The organism is Paenibacillus thailandensis (assembly GCF_042685365.1).
GTDB classification, from domain to species: Bacteria; Bacillota; Bacilli; order Paenibacillales; family Paenibacillaceae; genus Paenibacillus_AP; species Paenibacillus_AP thailandensis.
In genome coordinates, this window is record NZ_JBHUMY010000013.1 from 58,020 (window position 1) to 74,545 (window position 16,526).

At 56.7% G+C, this 16,526-nt stretch carries 13 protein-coding genes and 1 pseudogene; 8 read left to right on the forward strand and 6 right to left on the reverse strand.

Translation table 11 applies throughout. The features are described 5' to 3' along the window. Window positions 1–144: 144 nt before the first annotated feature. Together ACFSW5_RS13920 and ACFSW5_RS13925 are read right to left on the reverse strand one after the other, a co-directional pair. Window positions 145–399, reverse strand: a pseudogene (locus tag ACFSW5_RS13920) (class I SAM-dependent methyltransferase); the annotation flags it as partial. A gap of 16 nt (window positions 400–415) precedes the next feature. Next, on the reverse strand, window positions 416–811 hold the full coding sequence (locus ACFSW5_RS13925; RefSeq protein ID WP_379274080.1) for an SET domain-containing protein: 396 nt from the start codon (window positions 809–811) through the stop codon (window positions 416–418). A gap of 158 nt (window positions 812–969) precedes the next feature. Here ACFSW5_RS13925 and ACFSW5_RS13930 point away from each other — a divergent pair, with 158 nt between their 5' ends. Genes ACFSW5_RS13930 through ACFSW5_RS13940 form a run of 3 tightly spaced genes read left to right on the forward strand, consistent with a single transcriptional unit; the run spans window position 970 to window position 2,822 of the window. Next, a complete protein-coding gene (locus tag ACFSW5_RS13930) occupies window positions 970–1,695 on the forward strand; it encodes a peptide-methionine (S)-S-oxide reductase MsrA (RefSeq protein ID WP_379274082.1) in 726 nt (241 codons plus the stop codon). Window positions 1,696–1,740: 45 nt separating this feature from the next. Then, entirely contained in the window at window positions 1,741–2,481 is a 741-nt protein-coding gene (locus ACFSW5_RS13935) for an HAD family hydrolase (RefSeq protein ID WP_379274084.1), read from the forward strand. A gap of 26 nt (window positions 2,482–2,507) precedes the next feature. After that, entirely contained in the window at window positions 2,508–2,822 is a 315-nt protein-coding gene (locus ACFSW5_RS13940; protein WP_379274086.1) for a thioredoxin family protein, read from the forward strand. A 155-nt stretch (window positions 2,823–2,977) separates the two neighbouring features. On the opposite strand, the gene modB is transcribed toward ACFSW5_RS13940, so the two are convergent. After that, entirely contained in the window at window positions 2,978–3,688 is a 711-nt protein-coding gene (gene modB / locus ACFSW5_RS13945) for a molybdate ABC transporter permease subunit (protein WP_379274089.1), read from the reverse strand. Further along, entirely contained in the window at window positions 3,685–4,470 is a 786-nt protein-coding gene (gene modA / locus ACFSW5_RS13950) for a molybdate ABC transporter substrate-binding protein (protein WP_379274385.1), read from the reverse strand. The genes modB and modA overlap by 4 nt, the downstream gene beginning before the upstream one ends. A 219-nt stretch (window positions 4,471–4,689) precedes the next feature. On the opposite strand from modA, the gene ACFSW5_RS13955 reads away from it, so the two are divergent. The 5 genes from ACFSW5_RS13955 to ACFSW5_RS13975 all read left to right on the forward strand — a co-directional run bounded on the left by ACFSW5_RS13955 (window position 4,690) and on the right by ACFSW5_RS13975 (window position 13,510). Beyond that, window positions 4,690–5,730 (forward strand): substrate-binding domain-containing protein, encoded by a 1,041-nt coding sequence (locus ACFSW5_RS13955; protein WP_379274091.1) that lies wholly within the window; start codon window positions 4,690–4,692, stop codon window positions 5,728–5,730. A gap of 19 nt (window positions 5,731–5,749) precedes the next feature. Next, window positions 5,750–8,272, forward strand: coding sequence for a GH39 family glycosyl hydrolase (locus ACFSW5_RS13960; protein WP_379274093.1), 2,523 nt, complete (start codon window positions 5,750–5,752; stop codon window positions 8,270–8,272). Window positions 8,273–8,598: 326 nt separating this feature from the next. Continuing rightward, entirely contained in the window at window positions 8,599–9,906 is a 1,308-nt protein-coding gene (locus ACFSW5_RS13965; protein WP_379274096.1) for an MFS transporter, read from the forward strand. Window positions 9,907–10,043: 137 nt separating this feature from the next. Continuing rightward, on the forward strand, window positions 10,044–12,299 hold the full coding sequence (locus ACFSW5_RS13970; RefSeq protein ID WP_379274098.1) for a glycoside hydrolase family 3 protein: 2,256 nt from the start codon (window positions 10,044–10,046) through the stop codon (window positions 12,297–12,299). Window positions 12,300–12,751: 452 nt separating this feature from the next. Next, the gene (locus tag ACFSW5_RS13975) at window positions 12,752–13,510 is read left to right on the forward strand and encodes a GTP pyrophosphokinase (protein ID WP_379274100.1); all 759 of its coding nucleotides are present in this window, start codon (window positions 12,752–12,754) and stop codon (window positions 13,508–13,510) included. 379 nt (window positions 13,511–13,889) lie between these two features. On the opposite strand, the gene hflX is transcribed toward ACFSW5_RS13975, so the two are convergent. Further along, on the reverse strand, window positions 13,890–15,155 hold the full coding sequence (hflX, locus tag ACFSW5_RS13980) for a GTPase HflX (protein ID WP_379274387.1): 1,266 nt from the start codon (window positions 15,153–15,155) through the stop codon (window positions 13,890–13,892). A 541-nt stretch (window positions 15,156–15,696) separates the two neighbouring features. Beyond that, window positions 15,697–16,494, reverse strand: coding sequence for an undecaprenyl-diphosphate phosphatase (locus ACFSW5_RS13985; protein WP_379274102.1), 798 nt, complete (start codon window positions 16,492–16,494; stop codon window positions 15,697–15,699). Window positions 16,495–16,526 lie beyond the last annotated feature (32 nt).

The window sequence follows — 16,526 nt, forward strand, 5'->3', positions numbered from 1 at the left end:
AGGGGAACGGCCAATATTAAGCTGCGGGCAAAAGAAACGGCGGCGCGGATATTTCCGCACCGCCGTTTTGATCGGTAACGCCGATTATGTCGAGAAGTTTTGCGTTATCGTTAAATGTGAAGGAATGTGCCGCTACTTTTGCGCCGTCATTTCGCGAGCTTTTTGAAGCATTTTTTCGGAAATATCTACGCCTGTCACGGAGCTTGCTTGCTGCTCGCGGGCGTATCGGCAATGCCAACCGAAACCGCAGCCCAAATCAAGTACGCTTTTATTTCGCAGCTCCGGCAGCAAAGCTTGCAATACATGCCACTCTCCCGCAGCTTCCAGCCCTTTGACCGATCTCGGCATTTTTTCGTATGCGGAAAAGAAATTCGAATCGTCATACTTGTTTTGCTTTATCGTCCACTTCCATCCCCTAGGCTTTGTCCGGCTCTTCCTCCTGATCGAACCACAGCGGGTCGTCGCAATCCTCCTCGCCGTTATAGTTGATCAAGATTTCTTCCCCGGCTTTAATGTCGGTGTATGCGTAAAAATCGACGGTCAACCGGTCGAAGTTCAACTCGTACGTGCAATTCGGCGTATAGGAGTGGTTGAACAGCATGCCGTAGCCCAGAAGGAAGGCGGAGTGGTTGGCGCCGAATTCAAAGGCGTAATCGCCGAGCAGCGTCTTGGCAATATGCTCGTGCTCTTCGTTCGGATAAGGAATAACGGGCGCTTCATGAATCAACTGGCCTTGGGCGATGTCCTGCGTAGCGAATACGCCTCTATTCAGCTCGCCGTTGCCGAGCTTTGAAGTTCTAATTTCGATCATGTTCATCACCTGGTTATGTTTTCCTTTTCCCTATAGGTTAGGTAAGTCATTTTATCGTACTTTTCGTCCGGCCGCAACGTTTGGGCGCACTGCGCGGCAGGGAAGCGTGCGATTGCCGGGGAGGAAGGCTTCGCGTGCTTGCAAAGGAGCTTCATGGTATGGTTAACCTATCGGATAAGAACATGACGGAAGGAGGCTTGCAAAAGATGGACGTCGACCGTATTCCTTTGACGTTCGCGGATCGCATCGAGACGGTAACGCTGGGCATGGGCTGCTTCTGGAGTCCGGAGGCGCTGTTCGGGCATTTGCCGGGCGTCGTGCGGACGCGTGTCGGCTATGCGGGAGGCACGTCGCCGAATCCGACTTACCGCGAGATGGGGGACCATACCGAAACGGTCGAAATCGGCTTCGATCCGGCCCGGCTTCGGCTGGAGACGATCGTGCGGCTGTTCAGGAACAGCCATACACCGGCTAACATTAACGGGTATAAAGGCCGTCAATATCACTCCTTGCTGCTTTATCGGGACGAGCGGCAGCGCGAGACGATGGAGAAGGCGCTAGTCTCATGGAGGGAGGAACGAGGGGAGCTTGCGGCCGGCACGGAAGGCGAAACGGAGCTCGCTCCGCTGCGGGCGTTCTACGTTGCCGAAGACCGGCATCAAAAGTATTATTTAAAGAGATACCGCGACGCGGTCGGGAAGCTTCGCGGGCTTTATCCCCGCGACCCGGGCGGAGGGCTCGATTCGACTCTGGCGGCCAGATTGAACGGGATTGCGAAGGGGTACGCCAATTTGCGCGCCGTCCGGGAAGAGATCGAAAGCTGGCCGGCAAGCCCGGAGCAGAAGCGGGAGATCGTTCGGGCGATCGAGGCGATCCGCTGGTAAAGAGAAACGAGCTTATGGTGCTTTTACGGGAGGCTGAAGGGAACGATGGACCGGCAAAGGAAAGCGATATTTTTCGACGTGGACGATACGTTGTACGATTATTTGATACCGTTCCGCAAAGCGGCGGAGCAAACCGCGGGAGAGGACGAGTCGTTTCCGTACGAAGCGGCTTATCGGCGCTTGAGATATTACAGCGATACGCTATCGGAGGAGCTGGGCGGCGCAGGCTCCATGGAGTCCGGCGACAGCCTCGCTTTTATGCGGCGGGAGAGGTTCCGCCGGACCTTTGCCGAATTCGGCATCGCGCTGACCGACGATGAAGCCGAGGCGATGCAAGCCGCCTATAACGGCTGCCAATACGACATCGCCATGTTCCCCGGCGCGCGGGAGCTGCTTGCCGCTCTTGTTGCGGAAGGGCATTTGGTCGGCCTGATTACGAACGGGGCGGCCAGCCACCAGCAGCGGAAAATCGATGCGATGATGCTGGATGGGCTCATCCGGCCGGAGCATCGCTTCATCTCCGGGGCGGTAGGCTGGGACAAGCCGGATAAGCGGCTGTTCCGCCATGTGAACGAACGGACGGGCACGCTGCCCGAGCATTGCGTCTATATCGGCGATTCGTGGCGCAACGACGTGGTCGGCGCTTTGGGTGCGGGCTGGACCGCCGTATGGTTCAACCATCGGGGCGCGAGGCCGGAATCCGGGCATCGTCCGCATCACACGGCAGCTTCATATGCGGAGCTGAAGGAGCTTTTGTTACGGCTTCATATTCTTATAGAGACGTAAGTTGGGCAGGAAAGAAGGAATGAAAGATGGCCATCCGGGAAATCGAAGAAAGCGATTGGCTGCGCTTGGGGAGAATCGGGACGGGGAGAGACGCGATTTTATTTTCGTCGCCGTTTTGCGGTACGTGCAAGGTGGCCGAACGGATGCTGGAGATCGCGGACGCGGCCGGCGTCCCCGTTACGCTGTACAAGATGAACATCAATTTCTCTCCGAAGCTGCGCGACGCGTGGAAAATATCGAGCGTACCTTGTCTCGTGCTGCTTCGGAACGGCGAGCCGGTGCGCTTCGAATATACGATGCGCTCGGTCGATCATTTGTACAAGCTGCTGGCGGAAATTTAAGTTGATAAAGTTTTTCGCTAGCCAATGAGTTTTAGATGATTCACTTTTAATCTCATTAAGCAAGGGCAGACCGAACAAGCGATTCCGGATCACTTGTTCGGTCTGCCCTTGCTTTGTTCATCCGTTTAGAGTCTCCTCGCATGAAGATAACCGGCTTACGAGTCGCGCTTACGCCTTCCGGTCGCAAGCAGCAGTACAAAAGAGACGGCGACGACGGCGGTCGTCCAAGCCCACGCCATCGGCATGTTGCCGCTGTCCACGGCGACATAGATCGCCGTAGGGACGGTTTGCGTCCGGCCCGGAATGTTGCCGGCGATCATGAGCGTCGCCCCGAATTCGCCGAGCGAGCGGGCGAAGCTGAGCACGAACGCGTTCAGCAGCGATCCGCCCGCGAGGGGAAGGGCGACGAAGCGAAACAGCTGCCATTCGCTGCCGCCCATCGAACGGCCTGCGGCAAGCAGATCGCGGTCGATCGCGGCGAAGCCCGTCTTCATCGATTGGTAGACGAGCGGGAAGGACACGACGACGGAGGCGATGACGGCGGCCGGCCAAGTGAAAATAATGGGCTGATGGAACAATTCTTCGATCAGCCCTCCGAGCCAGCTTCGGCGTCCCAGCAAGAGGAGCAGCAGAAAGCCGACGACCGTCGGCGGCAGCACCATCGGCAGCATAAACGCCGTCTCGAGCAGCGATTTGCCGCGGCAGCGGCTGTTCGACATTTTCCAGGCGACGATCGTTCCGATGGCGGTTGTGATCGGGCTGGCCAGCAGCGCGACGAGCAAAGACAGCTGAATCGGCTGCATGAAGGCCGTCCAATCGATGGCCAAAGCGGCCGCGCTTACGTTCGAGGCGACCAGCGCATTCATGACGGACCGGCGGCGGAGAAGCCGTATTTGGCGAAGACCGCCATCGCTTTCTCGGATCGTAAATAATCGTACAGCGCTTCGGCTTGATCGGGATGGGCGGAGCCTTTCACTATGCCGATCGGGTACGTGATCGGGGTATAGGAAGAAGGATCGACCGTTGCGGCAATGACGGCCTTATCCGACGTCAAGGCGTCCGTCTTATACACGAAGCCGGCATCCGCGTTCCCGGTTTCGACGTATTGCAGCACTTGGCGAACGTCTTTGGCTTGTACGAGCTTATGCTGCAAACTGTCCCACAGGTTCTGGCCGACGAGCGCCTCTTTGGCGTACGAGCCGGCCGGCACGGTTTCCGGAATGCCGATCGCTACGGTCCGGATGTCCGGGTTCGTCAGGTCGGATTCGTTCCGGATCGGAGCGCCGTCATCGGAAGCCGCGACCAGGACGAGCTCGTTGCGGAGAAGCGCGGTTTGCTTGCTTTCCTCGATCAGGCCGGCGTCGACGAGGGCGCGCATGTTCCGGTCCGCCGCGGATAGAAACAGGTCTGCGGGTGCGCCGTTCTCGATCTGCTGCTGAAGCGCTCCCGAAGCGCCGAAGTTAAAGCTGATGAGCGTATCCGGATGCTCGCTTTCGTAAGCGGCCTTGATTTCTTCCAGCGCGTCCGTCAGGCTGGCGGCGGCGGAAACGGTCAGCTTGACCGTACCGCCCGAGGCTTCAGGCGCGGGCGGTACCGCTTCCGCGTCCCGGCCTTGGCCGTTGCCGCAGGCGGCGAGGAGCAGCAGCATCGGCAGGATGGCGGCCCAAAGCCAAGGATTATTGCGGCGGTTATGTTTCAACGGCTTGCCCTCCTTTGCTATCGGTTTCGTTATAATTGATTATAAACTGTTATAATTTGATATAGATTATAAGACAGGTCCACCCGCTTGTAAACCGAAAAGCATGAATTTACAAGCCGCTATGCTACAATAATGACTAACAGAAGAATCGCGGGGGAGGTGTAACCGATGGCGGACCATTTATCGTATACCGTCGACGAGATCGCCAAGCTGTTGAAGATATCGAAGCTGACCGTCTACGACTTGATCAAAAAAGGCGAGCTGGTCGCCTATCGCGTCGGCAAGCAAATGCGGGTCGACGATTCCGATCTCGAAGCGTACAAAAACCGCTCGAAAGGAAAGGCAGGCCGGGCGGCGCAGGCGGATCGGCCGTCTCCGGGGACGGGGCGCGCCGTCTCCGCCCAGGACGAGGAGCCGCTCGAGAGGAACGGCTTGCCGCCGGAGACGCCCGGGCGCTTGCGGCCCGCAGAAGAGGCGCCGAAGCGCGATAGCGCCGCGTCCGCGCGTCCGGTCGTCATCACGGGGCAAGATGCCAGCCTCGATCTGCTGGCGCGCCACTTGGAGAAGGCGAACGCCGCGTTCCGGCCGCTGCGCTCGTTCGTCGGGAGCCTGGACAGCCTGATTTCGATGTACCAAGGCAAAGCGGATATCGTCAGCACCCATCTGCTGGACGGGGATACCGGGGAATACAACGTGCCCTATACCCGCAAGCTGCTGGTCGGCACGCCGCATCTGGTCGTCCGACTGCTGAAACGGAAAGCGGGGCTGTACGTGCGCAAAGGCAATCCGCTTCGGCTGAAGGACTGGACCGATCTGACGAAGGAAGGCGTGCGGCTCATGAATCGGGAACGGGGGTCGGGCACACGGGTGCTGCTGGACGAGCAGCTCCGTCTGCATGGCATAAACGCCGCCGCCATTCAAGGCTACGGGGACGAGCAGACGAACCACTTGGGCGTAGCGGCGAAGGTAGCCTCGGGCGAAGCCGACGTCGGCATCGGCAGCGAGAAGGCGGCCGCCTTGGTGAGCGGAGTGGAGTTTGTCCCGCTTGCGGAGGAATGTTACGATCTCGTTCTGCTGGACAAGCCGGACAACCGGACGTTGATCGATACGGTGCTGGCGGTGCTGCGCTCGGCAGCGTTCCGGGACGAGCTGCGAGCCGTGTCGGGCTATGATGTGTCGCAAACGGGCGAGATTATATACAAAGGGTAAACTTTCAGGAGGCCAAGCGATGAAGCATTCCATCTACGAGCTGGTGGAGACCGGCGACACGCTGCCGTTCGACGTTTCCTTGCATAACGTCGGCTACGTGCCCAGCCATTGGCATAACAGCATCGAGATCATTTTTGTCCTCCGAGGAACGCTGGAGGTTACCGTCGACAACCGGAAGAGGGCGCTGTCGGAGGGGGACGTGCTGCTCATCAATTCTTGCCATGTGCATGAGGTGATCGGTCTCGACCCGAACATTATCGCGACGTTCCTCATCCCGGACGCTTATGTGAAGGAAAACATCAGAGGACTGGACAACGCCGCTTTCGATTGCGATTCCGCCACGGCCGGCGATGAGCGGCGCAAAGCGTTGGACCGGCTGCGCCAGCTGCTGGCGGAGATGGTTCAGCTCAAATACAAGCGCGGCGAGGTATACGAGCTGGAAATGCAAATCCGGATGCTGGGCGTCTTCTCCATTCTAATGCAGCAATTCCGGACGGAAGCGGATAGCGGGGGCATCAACGAGAAATATATGGAGCGTCTGCTGCGCATTATCCATTATATCGAGGAGCATTACCGGGAACCGATCTCGCTGCAGGAAATCGCCGACCGGGAATATTTGTCCGTCCCGTATTTGTCCAAATTTCTGAGCGAAAATATCGGGCTTAACTTTCAATCCTACGTCGCGAGCATCCGGCTCAAAAACGCCGTCGAGGATTTGCTCCGCTTCGAGGAGAAGCCGATTGCCGACATCGCGCTCACGCACGGTTTCCCGAACGCCAAATCGTTCTACGCCGCTTTCAAAAACCGGTATCATATGACGCCGAACGAATACCGGAAGCAATACCGGCCGGGGACGAGCGACGGGAAGGCCAAGCTGTCCGCCAATTATTTGTCGTTTAACCAGTCCAGCGCGCTCGGCATCGTCAAGCAATACTTGCAGCGAAGCCAATCGCAGCAGCAGCAGCAGGCGGTGCAAGGGCTCGAAACGAAATCGGCGAGCGTTGACGCCGGCGTTTCCGGAAAGCCAATCCGCCACACCTGGAAAAACCTGATTACGATCGGCAAAGCGAAGGAAGGCTTGCATGACGACGTGCAGAATCAGCTGCGCATGATTCAGAAGCGCTGTCCGTTTCGCTATATCCGCTTTCACGGCATTTTTGACGACGGCATGATGGTCTACCGGGAAGACGACGCCGGAGCGCCCCATTACAATTTCCGGTTCGTCGATCAGCTGTTCGATTTTTTGCTTTCCATCGGCTTGAAGCCCTTTATCGAGCTTGGCTTCATGCCGTCGGAGCTGGCTGCGGATCCGAACAAGAAGGTATTCTTCAGAGCCAGCTACGTCAGCGGTCCGAAGGACATGAACCGGTGGTGCGAGCTGGTGGAGCGGCTCCTCCGGCATTGCTTGAACCGTTACGGGCGGGAAGAAGTCGAAAGCTGGAAGCTGGAGTTTTGGAACGAGCCGGAATTCGAAGTATTTTGGCCGGGTCCGATAGAGGAATATTTGCAGTTTTACCTTCATACGTACCGGACGGTTAAGCGGGTATCCGAAGGTATTGCGATCGGGGCTCCGGGCCGGATTATTACGTTTCGTCCCGAAGCGTTCAACGAGATGTTTTTCGCCTTCTGCAAGGAGAATGATTGCGTGCCCGATTTTATACCGGTTCACTTCTATCCGCACGAGGACCTCGAGCAGACGATGAATTGGAAGGACAGGCTCTACAAGCTGGGTCCTTACCGGATTTTGCTCGAGCATTTCGGAAGCATTTCGCCGAATCCCGATTACCTGAAGGAGATGCTGGACCGCGAGAAAAACGTATTGGCCGGGCTGGGGCTCGCCCACCTTGATTTATATTTGACCGAATGGAACTCGACGGCTTACCACCGGGAGCTGACGAACGACACGCTGTATAAAGCGGCTTATATTGTAAAAAATATCGTCGACAATCTCGATCGCATCGAAGGCTTCGGCTATTGGGTGATGAGCGACAACATCGAGGAGACCGCCGCGTCGAACCGGCTGTTTCACGGCGGACTTGGCTTGATCGCCCAGTACGGCATCCCGAAAGCGGCGATGGCCGCTTACGAGCTGCTGGCGAGGCTTGGAGACCGCCTGCTCGCGCGCGGCGACCATTATATCGTAACGGCCGGACGGGGCGGGTATCAGGTGCTGTGCTACAATTACTGTCACTTCGACGATCTGTACGCCATGGGGGATATTTCGTTTATCGATGCGACGAATCGGTACAACGCCTTCAAGGACGAGAAGTCGATCAAGCTGGAGCTGCAGCTGCACGGAATCCCGTCCGGCCGTTACCGGCTGGTTACCCGCACCGTCTCGCGCAAGGCGGGAAGCAGCTACGACGAGTGGGTGCGGATGGGCGCGCCCGATTACGTGACGGAGGAAGAGATCCTCTATTTGAAGGCGCATTCCCGTCCGAAAATGCGGGTCGAGCAGGCGGAGCTGGAGCGGGAGGCGCATTACAGAACCGTATTGGAGCCGCATAGCATCGAGCTGCTGGAACTGGTCCCGGTTTATTGACCGGCCCGGCGTTTGCCCAACGCTTGTCGGGATAATAGTGCGGATGGTCGGCTCGGCCCCGGCTATGCCGCTTTCGGGGCGGGGTGGGTCTATGGACCCTCGATTCCCCCCGGAAAATGCGGGTGTAAGCGTTTAATTGGGTTAAAATTTAATGCGCGGGACCCGCTTTTTCGAAACGCTTTCATACAAACGGATTAAAAAATGCCCCATAAGAAGCTAACTCGGCGCCTGTCTTGCAGCAGGCGCTTTCTTTTATACTTATTAATGTAATCGTTTTCAAAAATCGTTTTCAAGCTTCATATTTTTTTACTCGGGAGGTTGCTGTCATGGCTGAAGCAAAGGTCAAAGGACAGGTTATAACGCCGTTTGGCAGATTGACGTTTGGCATTATGCTTGGTTACGGTCTGATGATGCTGGCCCTAATGACGCCGGCTTTGCTGCTGTTAACGTTTAAAATGATCGAAATCGATCCTGAAGGCTATACGTCTTCCTATGGGCTTGTCTCCGGTGTAGGCGCTTTCTTCGCGCTCATCGGCAACCCGCTGGGCGGCGCGCTCAGCGACCGTACGAACATATCGTTCGGACGCCGCCGCACGTGGATATTGATCGGGCCGCTCGTCGGCTGCGCCGCGCTGCTGTGGGTCGGCATGGCGACGCAAGTATGGCAGGTCGTCGTCGGATGGTCCATTGCCCAGCTGTTCTTCAACTTCGGGATGGCTGCCTATACGGCGCTTATTCCCGATCAGGTGAAAGTGGAGAAGCAAGGAACGATATCCGGCCTGCAAGGCATCGCCCTTCCGGTCGCCATGGCCGTCGGCATGGTGCTGATGATGATCATGACGAACGTTCCCGCGACCGTAAAGTGGACCCTGCTTAGCGCGCTTGGCCTTATCGGCCCGATCGTAAGCCTGTTCATCATCCGCGACGGCAAGGTTGAAATCGTGAAGGAGCCGAAAGCGCAAGTGTCGCTTGGCGAAAAGCTGAGCAAGGTGTATCCGAGCCCGCGCAAATTCCCGCATTTCACTTGGGCGATGATCGGCAAGTTCCTGCTTATGATGGGCTATTGCAGCACGTTGTATTTGACCGTCATGCTGGTCAACCGGATGGGTTACACCGAAGCCGAGGCGACAAGCAGCGTAGGCGTCCTTAACATCGTCGGGTTGATCGCTACCGCGATTACAAGCATATTGGGCGGCGTGATGTCCGATAAAGTCCGCAAGCAAAAACCGTTCCTGTACGTTTCGGCGTTTATAATGCTTATCGGCATTCTGGTATACGCTTTCGTGCCGCACTTTACGGCATTCCTGGTTGCGACGACGATTATCGGACTTGGCTACGGCTGCTTCGCCGCCGTCGATACGGCGCTTGTCGCGCGCATTCTTCCGCGCAAGGAAGATGCGGCCAAGGACTTCGGCCTGATGAACGTAGCGAACGCGCTGCCGCAGTCGATCGTGCCGGCGATCGCTCCGCTTCTGCTCGGCATCGGGGGCTGGTCGTTCTTCTACATCGTGCTGGCCGCTTGCCTGTTGCTCGGTATTTTCTCCGTCAAGCCTCTTCCGGAGATCGGGACCGCCGCAGGAGAGAAAAACGAAAAGGCGGAGCCTGCGAACGCATCGGCAACGCGTGCGGTTTGAATGAAGCAAATTTGTCGTCATGGATGAAACCGGCCTTTGGAGCGCCGTTATCCGCGTCGCTCTTTCCGGCGGCGCGGTTGCGGCGCTCCAAAGGCCGCGGCGCATAGGAGAGAGAAGAGAAATTGGAGGGAAACGATATGACAAATAATACGGAAACCAAAAATACGATCAAATACGTGCACAATCCAGGGGGGCCGACGCTTGGCTATTCGACCTCGTCGGGCGTCCGGATTTTGGAGCGGGACGGCTTGTTTTTTAAAGATTTAAGCCGCGACGGCAAGCTGGACAAATACGAGGACTGGCGGCTTTCGCCGGAGGAGCGGGCGCAGGATCTCGCCTCCAAGATGAGCGTCGAGCAAATCGCCGGCTTGATGCTGTACAGCCGGCACCAGTCGATTCCGGCTTCGTCCGGGGACTGGTTCGCCGGCACGTATAACGGCAAGCCGTACGAGGAAAGCGGCGCGAAGCCGTGGGAGCTGACGGACGAGCAGAAGGCGTTCTTGGCCAAGGATCATCTGCGCCATATTCTCGTCACCAAGGTGGAGAGCCCCGAAGTAGCCGCCCGCTGGAATAACGAGGTGCAGGCTTTCGCGGAGGGAGAGGGGCTCGGCATCCCGGCCAACAACAGCTCCGATCCGCGCCACAGCTCGGACGCCAGCTCGGAGTTCAATGCCGGCTCCGGCGGCAAAATATCGATGTGGCCGGAAACGCTTGGCTTGGCGGCGACGTTCGATCCGTCCGTCGTGCGCCGGTTCGGCGAGATCGCGGCACAGGAATACCGTGCGCTTGGCCTTACGACCGCTTTGTCGCCGCAGATCGACATTGCGACCGATCCGCGCTGGTTCCGCTTTAACGGCACGTTCGGCGAGGATTCCAAGCTGACGACGGACATGGGCCGGGCTTATGTGGACGGCTTCCAGACGTCCGAAGGGGACCGGGAGCTGTACGATGGATGGGGTTACGACAGCGTGAACGCGATGGTGAAGCATTGGCCGGGAGGCGGCTCGGGCGAAGGAGGCCGCGACGCGCATTTTGGCTGCGGGAAATATGCGGTATATCCCGGAAACAACTTCGAGGAGCATTTGAAGCCGTTCACGGAGGGCGCGTTCAAGCTGGAGGGCAAGACGGGCAAGGCGTCTGCGGTGATGCCGTATTATACGATTTCGTCGAACCAAGACACAAAGAACGGCGAAAACGTCGGCAACTCTTACAGCGAATATTTGATCGAGGATTTGCTTCGGGGCGAATACGGCTACGACGGCGTCGTCTGCACGGACTGGATGATTACGGCCGACGAGACGAACAAGTATTCCTTCCTTAGCGGCAAGCCTTGGGGCGTGGAGGGACTTACCGTCGCGGAGCGCCACTACAAGCTGCTGATGGCCGGCGTGGATCAGTTCGGCGGCAACAACGACGTCGAGCCGGTGCTGGAAGCTTACCGGATGGGCGTCGCCGAACACGGCGAAGCGTTCATGCGGAGCCGTTTCGAGAAGTCGGCGGTGCGCCTGCTGCTCAATATGTTCCGTCTCGGCCTCTTCGAGAACCCGTATCTGGAGCCGGAGCGGAGCGCCGGGATCGTCGGCAATCCCGCTTTCATGCAAGCGGGCTATGAGACGCAGCTGAAATCGGTCGTTCTGCTCAAAAATAAAGGCAACGTGCTGCCGCTTGCGCCGAAGAGCAAGGTTTACATTCCGAAGCGGTACACGCCGGCCGGCACCGACTGGTTCGGTTTTCCGACGCCGGAGAAGCTGGAGTATCCGGTCAATCTGGACGTGGTATCGCGTTACTTTACCGTCACGTACGATCCGCAGGAGGCCGACTTCGGCCTGGTGTTCATCGCCGGACCTTCCTCCGGCATTACGGGCTACAGCACGGAAGACGCCGACAACGGCGGCAACGGCTACGTGCCGCTCAGCTTGCAGTACCGTCCTTATACGGCCGAGCATGCGCGGGAGAAGAGCTTGATGTTCGACGCGAAGGACCGCTCGTATAAAGGAAAGACGGTCAGAACGCATAACGAATCGGATCTGGACGCGGTACTCGATACGAAAAACAAGCTTCAAGGCAAGCCGGTAATCGTCTCGATGCTGCTGTCGAATCCGGCTGTTGTCGAGGAATTCGAAGCCGAGGCCGATGCGATATTGGCGAATTTCGGCGTACAGGATCAAGCGCTGATGGACATTCTGTCCGGGGCGGCGGAGCCGTCCGGACTGCTGCCGATGCAGATGCCGGCGAATATGCGCACGGTCGAAGAGCAGCTCGAGGACGTCGCCCACGATATGGAATGCCATGTCGATTCGGAGGGCCACACTTACGATTTTGCCTTCGGGATGAATTGGAGCGGCGTCATCCGCGACGAGCGGACGGCGAAATACGGAAAGAGCCCGCGTTGACGGCATGGCATGGCGGGCCGGAACGGCTCCGGCTCGCTAGGCTCAATTCGGAGACGGGGCGTCCTTCTATGACAGGATGATGGACCCGGAATAAGCCGGTAACTTTGGCGGCGGCAGGCCAGGACTTTACTGCAAGTCCTAGCCTGCCGCCGCCTTTTTCTCCTGAGGGCTAATCGTAGATTGACCTCTAACCGCTCTTTATTGGCGGTATGACCGCGCCCCGCGGGGTAACGGGATAAGCTCTCGGCTGCTTCGGGGGCCGTTTTTTTGTGCTGGCGGTTTTCTTTGCTTATAATGGAGGTAAGCGGGCGAAGCTTTTATGCAGATGAAATCTATAGGTTTCTTATTTCAAATGGTTTTCCTTTCGCGCCAACCGGCTCGTCCCGGCCGGGATCATGAAGCCGTTTCGGCTTGCTCGTTTATTTCGTTGAAGCGTATCAGGAGGCAACAGCATGGAATCTGTACAGTTGGATAAATTCAGGCAAATTAAAACCGAATTGACCCGTTTTATCATGTTATATAAGTTTGCGCTTAAGGAACTGGAGACGAAGATTGAAATTTTGCAGGAAGAGTTTCAAATGCTCCACGAATACAACCCGATCGAGCATACAAGCTCCAGGGTGAAATCGCCCGAAAGCATCATTAACAAGCTTTACCGGAAAAACTGCGATCTTTCGTTGAATTCCATCAAAGCGAACGTAAGGGATATTGCCGGGCTAAGGATTACGTGCTCGTTCGTGTCCGACATTTACCGCATTCGGGATATGCTCAGCCGGCAGGCGGACCTGACGGTCATCGAGGAGAAGGATTACATCCAGAAACCGAAGGAGAACGGCTACCGCAGCCTTCATCTTATCGTAGAGGTGCCGGTGTTTATGTCCGACGGGCAGGAGTTTGTGTGCGTCGAGGTGCAAATCCGGACGATCGCGATGGATTTCTGGGCCAGTCTGGAGCACAAAATTTTTTACAAATACGACAAAGCCGTACCGGTCGGCTTGACCGAAGAGCTGAAAGAGGCCGCCGATACCGCGGCGGCGCTGGACAGAAAGATGGAGCGCCTGCATAAGGAGGTGGCGGAAATTAAAGGGAACCAGCCGGACGAGCTGGAAGATTTGGTCCGCCAGATCGTTCATGCAGGCAACCGCCTAAAGCTGCCAAGCTCGATTATGGAGATGCTCGAAGGAACGGCTTCCGATTCCGAGAAGAAGTGATTCCCTTTATTGCCCGCAGGCGGTTTCGGCGCGCCTGGGGTGGCGACGCGTTAGAGGCGCAGCGCGGCCGCTGTCTCTGAAACGTTGCGCTTTGCCTAGTGTCCCTTAACTGCAAAAACACGACCCTAGTACCTGCTTAACTGCAAAAATACATTTACAACAGTGCGAGAATAACAAAACGGCGGCAATAACTGCGAAAATACAGTTATCGCCGCCGTTTTTGCATGGATAGGGGGCAGAGCCGCCCATTTCACTGCATAATCGCAGTTAAATGGTGGATACCCCCTCAAAATGGCTATTTTTCATGCATATTTGCAGTAAAGTCCGGTCTCGCCGCGCATACCGACGCGCCTGCGGTGTGCGCGCATGGCTTGGGCCCTTACAGCACCTGCAACTCGTGGCGGTGCTTCTCCAGATCGGCGCTCCGGCATTCCATGCGGAGCAGCGTGCCTTCGGCTTCGTAGCTTGTGCTGTACACTTGCGCGTGCTCGTTGAAGAAAGCGACCAGCCGGCCTTGCTCGTACGGAATCAGCACCTCGCATTCGACGTAGTCGCTGAAAATCTCCTTGCGGATCAGACCGACCAGCTCGTCGATCCCTTTGCCTTCGGCCACCGACATATAGACGGCGTTGCCCACGGCCTCCGGGTAGAAACGGTCGGTCAGATCGCATTTGTTATAGGCGTAAATCGTCGGAATGTTGTCTGCGCCCAGCTCCTTCAGCGTATCTTCCGTCACCGAGATCAGTCGCTCGTAATTTTCGTGCGAGTAATCGACGACGTGGACGAGCAGATCCGCTTCGGACACTTCCTCGAGCGTCGAGCGGAACGCCTTGACGAGATGATGGGGCAGCTGGCTGACGAACCCGACCGTATCGGTCAGCAGGAACGACTTGTTGTCCGGCAGGTCGATGCTCCGAACCGACGTTTCCAGCGTCGCGAACAGCATGTTTTGGGCGAATACCCGCTTCTCCGAATCCGGGTTGAATTTCGCCAGCAAGGCGTTCATCAGGCTCGATTTGCCGGTGTTCGTATAGCCGACGAGACAGACGACGGGAATTTCGTTTTTCTTCCGCTGCTTGCGCTGGACCTGGCGTCTTGCGACAAGCTTCTCGAGCTCGGACTGAAGCGCCGCGATCCGGTCTTCGATGCGGCGGCGGTCCAGCTCCAGCTTCGTTTCCCCCGCGCCTCTGTTTCTGAGCCCGGAGCCGCCGCCTTGCCGGCCGAGCGACGCGCGCAGCCCGACGAGACGCGGCAGCATATATTGGAGCCGGGCTACCTCGACTTGAAGCTGCGCTTCCCGCGTTTGCGCCCGTTCGGCAAAGATGTCCAGAATGAGAACGGTGCGGTCGATCACTTTGCACTCCAGCTCTTTTTCCAAATTGCGGATTTGCGAAGGGGAAAGCTCGTCGTTGAAAATAACGGTTTCCGCGCCAAGCTCGTCGCGGACCGCGCGCAGCTCCTGCAGCTTGCCCGTTCCGATATAATGCGTCGGATTGACGCGCTCCGCCTTCTGCGTCACTTCGCCGACCACGTCGACGTAGCAGGCGTCCGCCAGATTGCGCAGCTCCTCCATCGAATAGTCGAAGTCGTTCTGATGCTGCAGCTGAACGCCGACAATAACGGCGCGCTCTCGTTGTTGATCCATTGTCATCTATGATCATCCTCCATAAGCTAAAATTAGTTTACGCAAAAAAACACAGACATATCTGCCTGTGTGCGAGGTGATCAGAATAAACCGTCCGGCGCTATAAACCGGGGAAGGTTCAAAGGTCTTCTCTCCATGGAGGGAGGCTAGGGATGGCCTTCCGGCCAAACACAAGCTTCGAAACGTAAGCGGATATCCGGAAAGATTCCGAAACGCAACCTCCATGGAAACATATTCCGTTCTTCAGGTAAACGAAACGCCGTCGCCTTAGCTGCAAAAAGGCAAAGGAAGCATTTCGGCTAATATGCGGGTTACCTAAAAATGGACAGACCTATCCTGAGTCCTCTGCACATCAGGCAGAGCTTGGGCGCTGTAAAGAATACGAATGAGCCGATTCGGTAAAGAATCGAAACGTTTCATGTTCTTCGGCATCATTAGCCGCGCACAATCCTGACTCGGATAGAATCTATCACGCGTAACCCTCCGTTCCTAGAAATTAGCTACAGTGTAGCATATTCATCGGCGAACGGCAATTGTTCCGCTACATCACAAAAATAAAAAACAGGGCGGCAAGCACAAAGCGGTATACCGCAAACCATTCCAATCTAAGCCGTTTGATGAGATTCAGAAACGTTACAACGGCGATCATCGCAACGACGAAGGCGGCGATAAAACCGATCAAAAACAAAATAAGCGCATCCGAAGTCAACATGTCCCGGCTGTCGTACAGATCGAGCGCGGTCGCCCCCAGCATGACCGGGACGGAAATGATAAACGTAAAGTCCGCGGCCGCCTTTTGGCTCGTTCCGAGCAGCAGCCCGCCCGAGATCGTCGCTCCCGATCTTGAAAAGCCGGGCCAGAGCGCCAAGCATTGGAATAAACCGATTCCCAAAGCTTGCTTATACGTAATGTCGTCGGTATTCTCGGCCGTTACCTTTCGTTTCGACCTTGCCGCCACGATCATGAGAATGCCCCCGGCGATCAGGCTGATCAGGACGGTAGCCGAACCAAACAAAACTTGTTTAATAAAGTCTTTGAAAATCAAATAGACGATCAACGCCGGAATCATCGCGAGGATCATATGAACGGCGTTTAATTTTTTCGCCGAGAAGTCAAACGCAATTAAATCTTTAAGTATCCCTATGTATCTTTTCCAATAAAGCACGAGAACGGCCATGACGGCGCCCAGCTGAATGACGATCTTGAAGGTCGTCGCCCAATCCCCTTCGAAACCTAACAGATCGCCGGCCAAAATCAAATGCCCCGTTGACGAGACGGGAAGAAATTCCGTCAGCCCTTCGATAATGCCCAGAAGAATGGCGCTAATTACATCATTCATGCACAATGAACACCTCTTTACTCCCAAAATGA